Below are 13,047 nucleotides of genomic sequence, written 5' to 3' on the forward strand. Positions count from 1 at the left end.
TATTTTATATTATTCTAGCTCTAGAATAATATAGGAAATCAACTATGACCAATGCAGAATTAGCCATCCTGAGCCTGATAGCGGAAGCTCCCCGCCACGGCTACGAAATAGACCAGATCATCGAGGCGCGTGGTATGCGCGAGTGGACCGAGATCGGCTTCTCCTCGATCTATTATTTGCTCAAAAAATTGGAGAAAGCCGGGCTGGTTGAGAGTGAACTCATCCCCATACAGGGACGCGGTAAAGCGCAGCGGGTGTACCAGATCACTGCTGATGGGAGAGCAGCATTAACCGAAGCAACGCTGGAAGCCCTCGCCCATCCTAAAAACAGCTTTCCTCCCATCCTGTTGGGGATCGCGAATCTGCCAGTCGTATCTCAGGAGCAAGCCCTGGGCGCGCTGCGATCCTTCAGAGATGCGTTAGCAGAACGCCTGCAGCATGTCACGATGCGGGCCGAATCTCAGCAGCCGCTACCGGATCATGTCGCAATCCTTTTCGATTACAGTTTGGCTATGATCATGGCCGAGCAAACCTGGGTTGAGGCAACAATTCAAAAGATCGAAAGCGAGATATAAGATGGGCTATCTATTACTGGAAGGCGGTGCGGAATTTGGCGGAGCCATGCGTGAACCCGATTTACGTGCCATCGAACTGGCAGGTGGCTTTGAGGCCCCGATCCGTATCATCCCGACCGCGGCAGCACCCGATAAAAATCACCTGCGCGCAGGCGGAAATGGGGTACGCTGGTTTCAGGGTTTGGGGGCAAGGGATGTGGAATCAATTCCTCTGATCGACAAAAATAGCGCCAATGATCCTGAGATCGTGGAAACGCTCCGCGCAGCAAAGTTAATCTATTTGCTCGGGGGCTTCACCCATTATCTCAGCCAGACATTGCAGGGGAGCAAAGCCTGGGAGGCTGCGCTGGAAGCCTATCAAAATGGCGCGGTCATCGCCGGGTCAAGCGCGGGGGCGATGGTGCTTTGCGAGCATTATTACGATCCCGGCAGCGGGAAAATCGTACAAGGATTGAATCTCGTGCCAAATGCCTGTGTGTTGCCGCATCATAATAGCTTTGGCAAAAATTGGGCGAGTAAATTGAAAGCCATATTGCCCGGCGTGAGATTGCTAGGGATCGACGAATACACCGGCCTGCTGACCAAAGGGGCTGAATGGCAGGTGCTTGGCGGCGGGGTCGTGACCCTATATCGAAATGACCAAATTGAAAAATATGAAAACGGACAGAGTTTCACACTGAATGCGTAGAAAGGAAGCAAGATGACGAAAATTGATTTCAAGAAAACCCTGAAGCATCTTTATGCCCCAAAAAAGAATTTTGAAACAGTGGATGTTCCTGAGATGCAATTCCTCATGGTTGACGGACACGGCGACCCGAACACGGCGCAGGAATATCAGGACGCCGTCGAGGCGCTCTATGCAGTCGCCTATAAGATGAAGTTCATCAGCAAAAAGACTCTGGAGAAGGATTACGTTGTCCCCCCGCTCGAGGGACTCTGGTGGGCAGAGGATATGGATACCTTTATCACCCGCGAGAAATCCGCCTGGGATTGGACGATGATGATCATGATCCCGGACTGGATCACGTTTGAGATCTTTACCGATGCCATTGAGCAGGTCCGTAAAAAGAAGGATCTCCCCAGCCTGGACAAGGTCCGGTTGGAAAATTATCAGGAGGGGCTATCGGTGCAGATCATGCATATTGGCTCCTACGATGACGAGGGACCTGTTCTCGCGAAAATGCACACTGAGTTCATTCCATCAAATGGATACGTTGAAAATGGCAAACACCACGAGATCTATCTCAGCGATCCTCGCCGTGTTGCACCTGAGAAATTGAAGACTGTACTGAGGCAGCCGATTCGCTAACTGCGATCTCGTCATTGCGAGCGAAGCTTGCGGAGCGAAGCAATCTCCTTCTTATTGTGGGGATTGCCACGACCTGCAATGCAGGTCTCGCATTGACAAGCAACAAACTCATCATTTTCTCGTATAATCAATATATGATCCATACCTGCCAAATCGAAGGCCTGACCTTGCAAACAGGCGATATCATCTGTACCATGAACGGCAAACCGGATATCCTCCCTGGCGAATTCTGGTTGCTGGTCGGCCGGCTTGTCCCCGGCGATGTGGATCATATCGCCATTTTCCTCGGCCCGGACGGACGTTGCGTGGAATCTGGTTCACGAGGCGTGATTGATTTTCATCTTCAAGACGAAATCTGGGATGCGGAGTTGATGACAGAGGAGCGGGGCCTTTTACTCGATACCTTTTATGGAGTTTCCTATCCATTTGCCGGAATGCAACTTGCAGAAGATGAAGAGTCGCTTATGCGCATGAAAGTGGCGGAGTATTGTCTGTCGCAGATCGGCAAACCCTATAATATAAACTTCCTGAATGCCGAGAGTGAAAAATCCTTTTATTGCAGTCAACTGGCCTATAAAGCCTATCAGCAGGTGGGGATCAATCTGAACACCGGCCTGGCGATGGAGCAATTGCCTGGCACAAACGAGATCATCTACCCACAGGAGATTTGGGATGGGTGTGTCCACAGGGCGGTGAAAAGAGAGACAGTATCATTTAAGTGACCTAAATGTAAAAAGGCTGTCATCTTTATAGTCCTAGTCCCAATGCTCTGCGTTGGGGTATTGTAGACAAGCTACAACGCAGCGAGAAAAAAGGTGTTTTGCGTAAGTCCTATAAATGTAAAAAGGCTGTCATCAAACGACAGCCTTTTGGTTTTTATAGAATAGACCTCTTGTGTAAGCCTCTATTTATCACTGCTCTAGTCGCCGTCCTTCGCGTAGCACCGTTCGTCCAGCTTGACTGGATACTAGCAGAGTGCGGCGGTGGGGACACGCCGCCGGGAGTCCTTACGAAAGAGGACTAAAGATTTATTTTTTATGGTGCCAACAAAACCGCTTCCCCCTTCAGCACAACCACCTCATCCTGATTCTTGCAGACCGTCTCAAGTGTGACGATCGGTTTCCCCTCGCGCATCTTGACGACTGTCGCCGTTGCGGTGATCGTATCACCAATAAAGACCGGCGCCCGGAAGTTGATGCTCTGGCTGATATAAATACTGCCCGGCCCGGGAAGTTCTGTTCCCAAAACGGCTGAGATCAATCCCGCTGTCAGGATCCCATGCACCAGGCGCTTTTTGAATTGTGTCTGCGCGGCAAACTCATCATCCAGATGAACGGGGTTTTTATCCCCTGATATTTCCGCAAAACTGCGCACATCCTGATCACTAAAGGTCTTTGTCAGGGATGCGTTGTCGCCAACTTTGATCATCGTTTTCTCCTTGTAATAAAATTGCATCCCAATTATGACACAGTTTAGCGGTTTACTGATTTGCCCACGCCTGATAAAATCCCCCAGTTCAATTTACTGGTATTATTTTTTCTAAACACTAAGAACACAAAGAAACACGAAGATGTTTTTAAGTTTTTCTTTGCCCGCACTTTCCGCAGGCACACGTGTGAACGTCGTGTCCTTCACCTGCACTTGCATCGCAGGTACAAGTATGTGTTAAAAAATCTTAAATAAAACGAGATACTGCCTTATGACCTACAATCTGCGACTATTCTGGCGCATGACCTATCGCTCCTTTTTCAAGACAGCCAATACGCCCGGCCGCCTGACCAGAAAACGGATCATATTCCTTGCGCTCTTCTACACCGTCTGGCCGCTGGTGACCATCATCACCTGGATCTGCTTCGGCCTCGACGATATCTTCTTCCCTGCCTACAAAAATCACCCTGTTGAAAAACCGCTTTTCATCATTAGCAATTTTCGGAGCGGCTCATCTTTCCTGCATCGCCTTCTCTCTCATGATCAGGAAAATTTCACCAGCATGCGCACCTGGGATATCTACCTGACCCCATCCATCACCCAACGAAAAATCGTCGATCTTCTCAAGGTCATTGACCGCATCTTCGGCAGTCCCATTTATAAGCTGATCAGGGCGATCGATCGTGCCGGTCTGCAAAAGGTCGCCATCCACCCGATCTCATTTTTTGAACCGGAAGAGGATGAAAATATCCTCCTGCACAATTGGTCGAGTCTGCTGATCTCATTTATGTTCCCCTTTATGGATGAATTGCCCCCGTATCAATTCTTTGACCGGGACTTGCCCGCTGACGAAAAGAACAGGATCATGGCCTTCTACAAATCCATGCTCCAGCGACATTTATATGCGACCGGTATCCCCCATTTTGTTTCCAAAAACCCATCTTTTAGCGCAAAAATCTCCACGCTGAAAGAGTTTTTCCCGGATGCCCGGATCATCTATCTGGCCCGCAACCCCCTCGATATGCTCCCCTCGACCGTTTCCTGGCTCAACTACGCCTGGCATATTTTTGCTGAGCCTGCTGAGAAATATATTTATTTGGACGAGATCTACGAGCTTTCCCAGCATTGGTATCGGTATCCGCTCTCTTACCTCGATCAACATCCCTCAGAAAACCATCTCATCCTTTCCTATAAAAAATTGATTGGAGATCCGATAGCCGAAGCAAAAAAATTCTACGCCCAATTTGGCTACGATTACAAACATGAAATAGATGAGGCCTTCACCGAAGGCATCAAGGCCACCGAAGCCCGTCTTAGCGATCACGACTACTCCTACGAGGAAATGGGCTTCACCCGTGAGCAGATCATCGAAACCTATGCTGATATCTTCGAGCGTTTTGGCTTCGACAAGCGTGAGCCAGCTCCCGCCAAAGTTGAGATGAGTATCAAGGTGGCGGCGGATTAAGAATAGCTGCTTCAAAAATATTTCACTCATAGAATAATGGGGATTCATTTTTTGCCCCCACCCATAACCCCTCCCCATCAAATTGGGGAGGGAAACCTTTTTATAGGGGTTTGTGGGCGCCCTGCGCTCACAAACCCCATTAACCAACCGTCCCCCCTTCAGGAAGGGGGGACTACAGGGGGGATGAAACAATTTCTGTTCGTCTTATCGTTTTCGTCGACGGCGCTTGGAGCGTGATGGCGATTTCTCGCCTTTCTCTACGCGTGGTGGAGCAAGCTTGTAATTATCTGCCCAGTTTTCAGCAAAAGGAACCCGGATCACTTTATTGCGTACTAGTAACATGATCACACCAGCCAACGCCATCACAGCCGCAACGGCACGGGTGATACTCGTATCTGTTCCGGGGATGCGGGGCTGGTCAGGGCGGAAGGCCTCGAGGAGTACCCGCCCTATTCCAGCCAGGAGAAGCCAGGCGGCAAAAGCTGTGCCTGGTTTTGATTTTTCAGGATAACGCCGAACATACCACAAGATCAGTCCCGCTGTGAGAAAATTCCAGACCATTTCGTAGGCAAAGGCAGGGTGAAAGCGGGTCGTATCCGGGAAAAGACTCATGTCGCTATATTGAGAAAGACGATGAGGTGAATCAATTGGAATCCCCCAGGGGAGCGTGGTCGGCTGGCCATAGAGCTCCTGATTGATGAAATTTGCCGGTCGAGCCACCGCCTGGCCAACCAGAGCCGCAGGCGCAAGGGCATCCAGCATCAGCCACAGATCAAGTTTATGTTTTTTAGCATACCAGTATAAGGCACCTGCGCCAAAAACCAGTCCGCCAAAAAAATGCAGCCCACCTGCAGGGATATTCAGAATCTGACCGGGGTTCTGCATATAGTACGGATTCCCGCCTAAAGTCGCGTTCGCCACATACCAGAGACGGGCTCCCAAAATCCCGACCGGCAATAGAATGATGAGCGCATCCCAAAGATGATCTCCGTTTTCCCCATGACGACTGATCTCTTTTGCAGCCACCCACGACCCAGCCAGGGCACCAGACATTACGAGAACACCGTACCAACGCAGCGCGAAATGCAGGCTACCAATATCAAACGAAAAAATGACGGGGTCAATCATAAACACCTCTTTATTTTTGAATGAGCAGATTATATCATCGTCAGGATGATGTTATTTGGATTGCTGAAACTTGGGAGTGCCTGTATGAATGGGCGTTGTCAACGCGAGAAGGGTGTTAGCCCGACGCGGCGATCTTCGGCTTAGAGGAGGGAGACTGCCACGCTTCGTAAACTCCGCTCGCAGTGACAGCTAACCATATACAGGCGATATTCTGCGCCATCGCAACTATCTATTGAGTGAATGGGGTGATAAAATCTTACCATGGGCACACTTTATCTCGTCGCAACGCCAATCGGCAATCTTGAAGATCTCTCTCCCCGCGCAGAGCGGATTTTAGGCGAGGTGCAACTGATCGCCGCAGAAGATACACGTGTGACGGGAAAATTGCTTGCCCATTTCAAGATCGACACACCAAAAACGAGTTATTTCGAACATAATAAACTCCGCAAACTGGACCGTATTCTCGAGGCATTATCAACCGGGGATGTGGCCCTCGTCTCGGATGCAGGCACGCCGGGAATTAACGATCCCGGCTACGAGTTGGTGCGCGCTGCTCTCGCGGCGGGACATAAGATCAGCCCAATTCCCGGGCCTTCCGCGCCGATTGCAGCGTTGGTCGCGTCGGGGCTGCCAACTGATTCTTTTATCTATCTGGGCTATTTGCCGCGTAAAAGCAAAGAAAGGCGCACCAAATTGGAGGAGGTGGAAAACCATCCGTATACGCTCATTTTTCTTGAGTCACCGCATCGCGTTTTAGGTGCGCTTGAAGATATTGACGCTGTGCTGGGAAATCGGGAAATCGCTGTGGCGCGAGAGCTGACGAAACTCTATGAGGAGATTTTTCGCGGAGAGACAGCTTCGGCACTTGAGCACTTCACGGTCAACGCACCACGCGGGGAGTTTACCTTGGTAATCGCCGGCAAAAATCTGGCAGATGCCCAATGGTCAGAGGCAAAACTTAGGATCGCGATCGAGGCGGGCCTTGCCGCAGGCGAGGCTTCATCCGCATTGTCCAAACGTTTGGCAAAAGAATCTGGGTGGCAAAAAAGAGATGTCTACAAGTTGATCGTAGCGAGGCAATCCTAAGAGGTAGTTTCAGCGAAAATTGATTGGCCAGCCAATTTACTCATGTGTATTCTCATCATTTGCGAGAATATCTTGATAATCTGCCGCAAAAATCTCTGTAAATATTTCCGCTCCATTTTTGCTCATGTGGACAGAGTCGTTAAACAAGCTTACAGGAAGCCGTTCATCTTCAGCATAATCTATGAAGACTATTTTATTTTCAGCTAGATATTCCTGCAAATTGCTAATATAAGCATCCAAGCCTTTAGGGGCTTCTTCGGAGGACGCATAAGTCAATGATTTGGTACGAACAACCGTCAATTGGATATTATTCTCATGACAGAGTCGCACAATCTCCGGAAGAAAGGATTTTGGAAGTTGTGAATAAAAATCAAGTTTTTCAGGTTGATAGAGGTAATCTTCGGCCGCATTAATGATGGCATTTACTTGGGCTATATCCGGTTCACCAAAAACAACATCAAGCGCCTGGTCTATCTTGATCCGTTCCACATCCATCATTTTTTGGAAAAACTTGTATTTAACCAACCTTTCGATGGAAGTGCGTAGATGCTGACGATAAGCAAATAAAGGAAGGAATTGATCAGCTTGCTCTTCCAGCCATCCCATTTGGGATGTATAGGCTAATTCCTGCAATAAGAAATCATCAGATAGAGCAAGTTCTGTGACCAGAGGTTCATATTTACCCCTGGTACGGTATTCTGGTGAAGTCAGCATTGAACCACGGAAGAAGATGATTAAGTGAGAAGGCTTATGGGGAGAGGTAATAATATTATTTTTTAAGAGCAAATACCAGATCGCTGAGGCTGACCCCGGTTTCCCAATACGATACGAATCTTTATCCAGCAATTCAGCGAGATAAGGTTCATCAATGCTATCTAAAAGCGTGGAATCACCGAGTAGGACCAATTCTGGCTGGGTTTCAACCAGATGATCCTGATAGGTTTTTTTGAGGCGATCATCCAATAAGGGGCCGGGGGGTTTTTTATATGGCAGCGTATAATAAACCGGAATAAGAACCCAACTTAGGGCAAAGAGGAAAAACGAAAAGGTAAGAAAAATCTTGAATTTGCGCATAAGATAGAATACTTAAAATTGAGCGTAAATAAAATCTGACGATCCTGTATTGATATAGATGATTATCAAAACACTCACTGTAGCAAAATAAAATCCTTGCACCCAATCACTTTTGGGGAAATAGCGATCGATCAGGAGTTTAATAATTAGAAAGAGGGCATAAAATAATATAAGCGACAAACTAACCCATGCGGCAATAAAATCATATTGAGTAGCCGTCCAAGGGGTCCTAAACCAGGCATTGTAGAGCCAAAAGAGAGATGGCGCCCGAAAAATAGACCAACTAAAGACAATCAGAGCAAACATCACCATCCAGGCAAAAAACATTTTCACCTTCCCTTGAGGTCGCCAACTTCCACCAAGTCCCAAAGCCTGGTAGATGATAATAATAATGCCATGAAATAAGCCCCAAAAGAGATAGGTTCTTCCCGCTCCATGCCAGAGACCACTGAGCAGCATGGTGATCAATGGTGGCAAGAGGAGCGGTAGATATTTATGCCTATGTCTATATTTTCTTACTAGAGAACGTCGTATTGGAAAAAAGATGTAGTCACGCAACCAATTGGAAAAGGTGATATGCCATCGATCCCAAAACTGGGTGGGAGATATTGCCAGATAGGGGTTGTTAAAGTTTTTGGAAGTCTCCAGGCCCAGCAAATAAGCAAAACCACGGGCAAGATCAGTGTAGGCAGAGAAGTCCATCAGAATCTGCAGCGTGAAGGCCAAAGTCCCGGCCAGCAAAAGAAATTTGGGCGGCTCTCCAAGCAAATAGATTTTATCTACTATGATTTTTACATTATCAGCAATAACAATCTTCTTAAAGAACCCCATTATCAATAAAGGCCATGCTGCTACAAAATAACTCTTAGACCATATTCTCCTTTGGGCTATTTGTGAAAAAAATTTGCGGTGCGATTCAATTGGCCCTGCAACAACTTGTGGAAAAAATGCCGCATAGAGTGCAAATTGGATAAAATTCTTTTCAGGCAAAACGGTCTTGCGAAAAATATCCAGAAGGTAGCTGATTTTTTTTAGTGTGTAGAAAGAAATTCCCAATGGCAGTAAAAGATCAAGCGTGTAGGTACTGATTTGAAAACCGAAAAGATAAAATAGAGTTCTAATGCTTTCGCTGAAAAAATTGAAGTATTTGAAAAGAAATAAACTACCAAGGTTAAGTCCAATGCCGAGTACGAGCCATCGCTTTCTTTCTCTCTGCTCTGGCCAAAGTATCATTTGCAAGATAATCACATAATCGGCAATAGTCAAAATTCCCAAGAGCAGAGCAAATTGCCAACGATACCACCCCAAGAAGAGATAGCTTGTCAGAAGCAATATGCTATTTTGTATGTTTTTTTCTCGCGCAAACCAGTAGAAAGTCAGGACTAGAAGAAAAAATATCAAAAAGGTTAAACTGGTAAAATTCATCCCATCTCCATAAAAGTAATCTGAGCCATATTATAACAACGGATTGAAGGGAAAGGTCAACTGTTGCGGATGCTCTACAGGCCGAAATTAATTTCAAAATATTAAGGAGCTCGGGAAACCTCACTCTAGAAACAGAATGTCTACAAGTAGATTTATCTGATAAAATAGCCCCCATCAATTATTCAATTAAGGAGAAAAAATGTCTGAGAATGAAGTTACCACTTTCCACAATGAGAATGCGATTTTCCGGATAGCCATGTGGTCAAATATTGTTGCCTGGGCAGCCCTGGTTTTGTCGCTCGTGCTATTTGGGAATACCATGTACTCGATCATCAAGAACTGGGCGCAGGTTTCGCAATCTCTGCCTGCCGGTTTCTTTGAGAAAATTGCCGCTTTTGGTGGCATATTCCTGGATCCCCTGGTTGGCGGCGTCTTTGTCTTTCTTGCTTTGCGTGGCCTTTCACAGGGCCTGTATCTGGCAATGGATTTCTACATGGGCGATGATGAGGGCGAAAACGACTAGTTATTTCGTTTCATCAAAAAAGCTGTCCAACAGAATGGTTGTCGGACAGCTTTTTTATTTAATCAGCTAAGTTCTCGCTTGTAAAAAATCCAAAAGGAGGCGATTGAATTCGTCTGGGTGTTCAACCGGAGTTGCGTGCCGTGAATCTTCGATGACTTCCAGACGTGCGTCAGGCAACTCATCCACATATTTTTGTTTTGCTTCTACAGGAGTATAGTCTTCGTCGGCTGCTACGACTAATACCGGGCAAGTGATCTTATCTAATTGGTCAGCCACCGACCATCCCGTCCCGGCTTTCATGGATGCCATATAAGAAGGTTTGTGATTCTCGGCCCAACTTTCTATAAAATTTTGCAGGAGATCTTTCTGCTCAGGTTTGATAAATATTTTTGGCCCCAATATCTCTCCAATTTTCCGCATACTAAAAAGCCTGAAAAGAATATTGCGACGAAAGAGGTTTGCGTAATCGTAAAAACTTTTTGGACGCATATCTGCCCAGGAATTGACGATGGTAAGCGAGTTGGTCATCTCAGGGAAATCCACCGCAAATTGAAAAGCGATCCAGCCACCCATCGAAAGGCCAACAAGATGGGCTTTTATTATCCCCAGATCAGCAAGCAGCGCCGCCAAATCCTTGGCAAATAACTGTACGCTGTATGGGCCTTTCGCTTTCTCACTTTGTCCATGTCCGCGAACATCGTAAGCTATGGTCCGAAAATATTCAGGGAAAAACGCGGTCTGAAAAGACCAATCCTGGCTGCTGGAACCAAGCCCGTGAATAAAGACCAGGGCTTCCCCTTGCCCGGAAATTTTGTAATACGTGCGGATCGTGGCCGTTTGGATAATTGGCATCATATCTCCTTATCAATTTCCTTGATACGAAGGAATAACCACAGAGCACGCAAAGTACACAGAGAAAATCTTTTATTAAACTCCGCGTGCTCAGTGTTCTCTGTGGTGAAATACCTTATTTCTCACCCTGCCACTCAGAGATCAGCCGCTCAAAAAATTCATCGAGATAACGCAGGCGTTCATCTGCAATGGCCTGGGCCGAGGGGGTGTGCATCCTGTCACGGAGTTTGCGTAATTTGAAGAGATGTTCATGATATGCGCTATGAGCCTCCCCCTCAATCTCTTTTCCCGTTTTCAGAAAATGATCTGAGGGCTTTTCATAAAATGGCGTTCCAACCAATGCTGCAAAAGCAACAACGCGCGCTACGCCAATTGCGCCAAGGGCATCCAATTTGTCTGCATCGAAGATGATTTTTGCCTCGAGTGTTTCAGGTTTTTCAGCAGGATTGCGGAATCTATGCGCCAAAATGCAATGCTGGACAGCTTCGATTTTTTCCTGCTCCCAACCTTTTTCGGCTAGAACCGCCGCAGCGAACCTGGCCGAGGCCTGGTGATGCTCCAATCGGCCGGATGCGGAGCCCGGATCACTGCCCTGCGCATCGTGCAATAGAGCCGCAGCACGGACTATGTCCAAGTCTGCACCTTCGGCTTTGGCGAGACGAACAGCCATATTATAGACACGCAGGATATGCTCAAAATTGTGGACGGCATCAGTAGATTGATACCAGGTACGGGCTTCTTCAAGGGTAAGTTTCATGTTTTAGGTTAAGGAAGGAATGGTTTTGCGGTTCTTTTGCCTTCTACCAGGGATATTCATGGCCTTCCCAGGTGTAGAATTTGCCGTTATCTTCGGGGGCTAATCCATCCGCTACCTGAAGCAGTCCCTCGGCAGATTCTGCGGTGGAGAGGTGGGCTTCAGATCCGCCCATGTCGGTACGCACCCAGCCGGGATGGATTGCGATAACAGTCACCCCTTCAGTTTCCGGATCCCAGGCCAGAGAGCGCGTGTACATATTCATGGCGGCTTTGCTGCCATAATAGTTGTAGCCGCGAAAATCTCCCATCCCTCCAATCGACCCGGCTTCCGATGAGACATTAATAAGTTTTGGATCGGTTCCCTTTTTCAACAAATTGATGAAAGCCTGTGCCACCAGCACAGCGCCCACAGCGTTGACATGGGTGGTTTTTAGCAATGTTTCGGCCTTTACTTCTGACAAATGCTCGTCACCCATGTGGATTGCAGCGTTGTTGAAAAGAAGATCAAGTCCGTCAATTTTAGCGGCAACTTTGACTGCGCATTGGGCAATACTCTCATTGTCGGAAACCTCCAAGGGAAGCATGGTCACTTGCCCGGGGTATTTGGTAGAAATTTCTTCCAGGGAGGAAGCTTTCTCCGGGGAGCGGCAGCCTGCAAAAACCTGATCTCCACGCTGCACACATTGAAGGACGAGTTCCAACCCCAAGCCACGGTTGGCTCCTGTAACCACTACGCGTGTCATATTGTCTCCTAATTTAAACAAATAAGCTTAATTAATCATGACTGGGCTTTACTCTTCAGTCTTCAATCAAAGCGGCTATATAAAGCGATTTACTGGAAATATCCCAGGGCAAGGCGTAGACGTTCTTCGACATCCTTGGGTGCATCTTTGGGAATGGCCTGGATCGCGGTCTGTGCTTCAACAACGCTGTAACCCAGCGCTGTAAGCGCGGCAAGCACTTCGCCATCTGTATCAGACATGGCAGCGACCTGCTCGAGGGCATCCAGCGGTTTGAGTTTATCCTGGAGTGAAAGAACGATGCGCTGGGCAGTCTTTTTTCCCACGCCGGGGACACGGTTCAGGATATCGTATTCCTCGTTAAAAACCGCTCTTTGGACGGTATCAAGTGAAAGGGAGGAGAGAACCGCCAGAGCCAATTTGGGGCCAACACCATTCACACTGAGAAGCATATTATAGAGATCGCGCTCGCCCTGAGATTCAAATCCATACAGAGACATCGCATCCTGACGAACGACAAAGTGGGTGTAAAGAAGGATGCTCTCGCCGACCTTCATCCGCTCGCGCAATTTGGCCGGGACGTGAACCCGCATCCCGATTCCACCAACTTCAACGACGAGAGATGTATCTTCAATTTGGGTGATTTCACCACGCAGGGTTGCGATCATGATTTTGCTCCACTATTT

At 47.6% G+C, this 13,047-nt stretch carries 15 protein-coding genes; 7 read left to right on the top strand and 8 right to left on the bottom strand.

Annotated features, from left to right (window positions below; translation table 11 throughout):
* Positions 1-44 precede the first annotated feature (44 nt).
* Genes AC3DOM_RS07610 through AC3DOM_RS07625 form a run of 4 tightly spaced genes read left to right on the top strand, consistent with a single transcriptional unit; the run spans position 45 to position 2,606 of the window.
* Positions 45-575, top strand: a complete 531-nt coding sequence (locus tag AC3DOM_RS07610) for a PadR family transcriptional regulator (protein ID WP_487918438.1) — start codon at positions 45-47, stop codon at positions 573-575.
* 1 nt (position 576) lies between these two features.
* Positions 577-1,263, top strand: a complete 687-nt coding sequence (locus AC3DOM_RS07615; RefSeq protein ID WP_487918439.1) for a cyanophycinase — start codon at positions 577-579, stop codon at positions 1,261-1,263.
* 12 nt (positions 1,264-1,275) lie between these two features.
* The gene (locus AC3DOM_RS07620; RefSeq protein ID WP_487918440.1) at positions 1,276-1,884 is read left to right on the top strand and encodes a GyrI-like domain-containing protein; all 609 of its coding nucleotides are present in this window, start codon (positions 1,276-1,278) and stop codon (positions 1,882-1,884) included.
* Between the two features lie 14 nt (positions 1,885-1,898).
* Positions 1,899-2,606, top strand: a complete 708-nt coding sequence (locus AC3DOM_RS07625) for a YiiX/YebB-like N1pC/P60 family cysteine hydrolase (RefSeq protein WP_487918441.1) — start codon at positions 1,899-1,901, stop codon at positions 2,604-2,606.
* A gap of 313 nt (positions 2,607-2,919) precedes the next feature.
* On the opposite strand, the gene AC3DOM_RS07630 is transcribed toward AC3DOM_RS07625, so the two are convergent.
* Positions 2,920-3,312 carry a MaoC family dehydratase gene (locus AC3DOM_RS07630; protein ID WP_487918442.1) on the bottom strand — a complete coding sequence of 131 codons (393 nt, stop codon included), beginning with the start codon at positions 3,310-3,312 and terminating at the stop codon, positions 2,920-2,922.
* Between the two features lie 271 nt (positions 3,313-3,583).
* On the opposite strand from AC3DOM_RS07630, the gene AC3DOM_RS07635 reads away from it, so the two are divergent.
* Positions 3,584-4,777, top strand: coding sequence for a sulfotransferase family protein (locus AC3DOM_RS07635; protein WP_487918443.1), 1,194 nt, complete (start codon positions 3,584-3,586; stop codon positions 4,775-4,777).
* Between the two features lie 204 nt (positions 4,778-4,981).
* Here the strand turns inward: AC3DOM_RS07635 and lgt are convergent, their stop codons facing one another.
* A complete protein-coding gene (gene lgt / locus AC3DOM_RS07640; RefSeq protein WP_487918444.1) occupies positions 4,982-5,905 on the bottom strand; it encodes a prolipoprotein diacylglyceryl transferase in 924 nt (307 codons plus the stop codon).
* Between the two features lie 261 nt (positions 5,906-6,166).
* Here lgt and rsmI point away from each other — a divergent pair, with 261 nt between their 5' ends.
* Positions 6,167-6,991, top strand: a complete 825-nt coding sequence (rsmI, locus tag AC3DOM_RS07645) for a 16S rRNA (cytidine(1402)-2'-O)-methyltransferase (protein ID WP_487918445.1) — start codon at positions 6,167-6,169, stop codon at positions 6,989-6,991.
* Positions 6,992-7,027: 36 nt separating this feature from the next.
* Here rsmI and AC3DOM_RS07650 read toward each other — a convergent pair whose 3' ends face one another.
* Entirely contained in the window at positions 7,028-8,065 is a 1,038-nt protein-coding gene (locus AC3DOM_RS07650; protein WP_487918446.1) for a hypothetical protein, read from the bottom strand.
* Between the two features lie 12 nt (positions 8,066-8,077).
* Positions 8,078-9,490 carry an MBOAT family O-acyltransferase gene (locus AC3DOM_RS07655; RefSeq protein WP_487918447.1) on the bottom strand — a complete coding sequence of 471 codons (1,413 nt, stop codon included), beginning with the start codon at positions 9,488-9,490 and terminating at the stop codon, positions 8,078-8,080.
* Positions 9,491-9,689: 199 nt separating this feature from the next.
* On the opposite strand from AC3DOM_RS07655, the gene AC3DOM_RS07660 reads away from it, so the two are divergent.
* Complete coding sequence (locus tag AC3DOM_RS07660; protein ID WP_487918448.1) at positions 9,690-10,013, top strand: hypothetical protein; 324 nt, start codon at positions 9,690-9,692, stop codon at positions 10,011-10,013.
* Between the two features lie 66 nt (positions 10,014-10,079).
* Here AC3DOM_RS07660 and AC3DOM_RS07665 read toward each other — a convergent pair whose 3' ends face one another.
* The 4 genes from AC3DOM_RS07665 to ruvA form a co-directional block, all read right to left on the bottom strand.
* Positions 10,080-10,865: an alpha/beta fold hydrolase gene (locus AC3DOM_RS07665; protein ID WP_487918449.1), complete on the bottom strand. Its 786-nt coding sequence runs from the start codon at positions 10,863-10,865 to the stop codon at positions 10,080-10,082.
* Positions 10,866-10,980: 115 nt separating this feature from the next.
* Positions 10,981-11,622: an HD domain-containing protein gene (locus AC3DOM_RS07670; RefSeq protein WP_487918450.1), complete on the bottom strand. Its 642-nt coding sequence runs from the start codon at positions 11,620-11,622 to the stop codon at positions 10,981-10,983.
* A 43-nt stretch (positions 11,623-11,665) separates the two neighbouring features.
* Entirely contained in the window at positions 11,666-12,364 is a 699-nt protein-coding gene (locus AC3DOM_RS07675; protein ID WP_487918451.1) for an SDR family oxidoreductase, read from the bottom strand.
* An 89-nt stretch (positions 12,365-12,453) separates the two neighbouring features.
* Positions 12,454-13,029, bottom strand: coding sequence for a Holliday junction branch migration protein RuvA (gene ruvA, locus AC3DOM_RS07680; RefSeq protein WP_487918452.1), 576 nt, complete (start codon positions 13,027-13,029; stop codon positions 12,454-12,456).
* Between the last annotated feature and the right edge of the window lie 18 nt (positions 13,030-13,047).

Source organism: Candidatus Desulfolinea nitratireducens, assembly GCF_982879505.1.

Excerpts from the sequence above, each read along its gene's own strand:
- AC3DOM_RS07610 (WP_487918438.1), top strand. The coding sequence starts at position 45 with ATGACCAATGCAGAATTAGCCATCCTGAGCCTGATAGCGGAAGCTCCC.
- AC3DOM_RS07665 (WP_487918449.1), bottom strand. The coding sequence starts at position 10,865 with ATGCCAATTATCCAAACGGCCACGATCCGCACGTATTACAAAATTTCC.
- AC3DOM_RS07635 (WP_487918443.1), top strand. The coding sequence starts at position 3,584 with ATGACCTACAATCTGCGACTATTCTGGCGCATGACCTATCGCTCCTTT.
- AC3DOM_RS07620 (WP_487918440.1), top strand. The coding sequence starts at position 1,276 with ATGACGAAAATTGATTTCAAGAAAACCCTGAAGCATCTTTATGCCCCA.
- AC3DOM_RS07650 (WP_487918446.1), bottom strand. The coding sequence starts at position 8,065 with ATGCGCAAATTCAAGATTTTTCTTACCTTTTCGTTTTTCCTCTTTGCC.
- AC3DOM_RS07615 (WP_487918439.1), top strand. The coding sequence starts at position 577 with ATGGGCTATCTATTACTGGAAGGCGGTGCGGAATTTGGCGGAGCCATG.
- ruvA (WP_487918452.1), bottom strand. The coding sequence starts at position 13,029 with ATGATCGCAACCCTGCGTGGTGAAATCACCCAAATTGAAGATACATCT.
- AC3DOM_RS07670 (WP_487918450.1), bottom strand. The coding sequence starts at position 11,622 with ATGAAACTTACCCTTGAAGAAGCCCGTACCTGGTATCAATCTACTGAT.
- AC3DOM_RS07655 (WP_487918447.1), bottom strand. The coding sequence starts at position 9,490 with ATGAATTTTACCAGTTTAACCTTTTTGATATTTTTTCTTCTAGTCCTG.
- AC3DOM_RS07675 (WP_487918451.1), bottom strand. The coding sequence starts at position 12,364 with ATGACACGCGTAGTGGTTACAGGAGCCAACCGTGGCTTGGGGTTGGAA.
- AC3DOM_RS07660 (WP_487918448.1), top strand. The coding sequence starts at position 9,690 with ATGTCTGAGAATGAAGTTACCACTTTCCACAATGAGAATGCGATTTTC.
- rsmI (WP_487918445.1), top strand. The coding sequence starts at position 6,167 with ATGGGCACACTTTATCTCGTCGCAACGCCAATCGGCAATCTTGAAGAT.
- lgt (WP_487918444.1), bottom strand. The coding sequence starts at position 5,905 with ATGATTGACCCCGTCATTTTTTCGTTTGATATTGGTAGCCTGCATTTC.
- AC3DOM_RS07630 (WP_487918442.1), bottom strand. The coding sequence starts at position 3,312 with ATGATCAAAGTTGGCGACAACGCATCCCTGACAAAGACCTTTAGTGAT.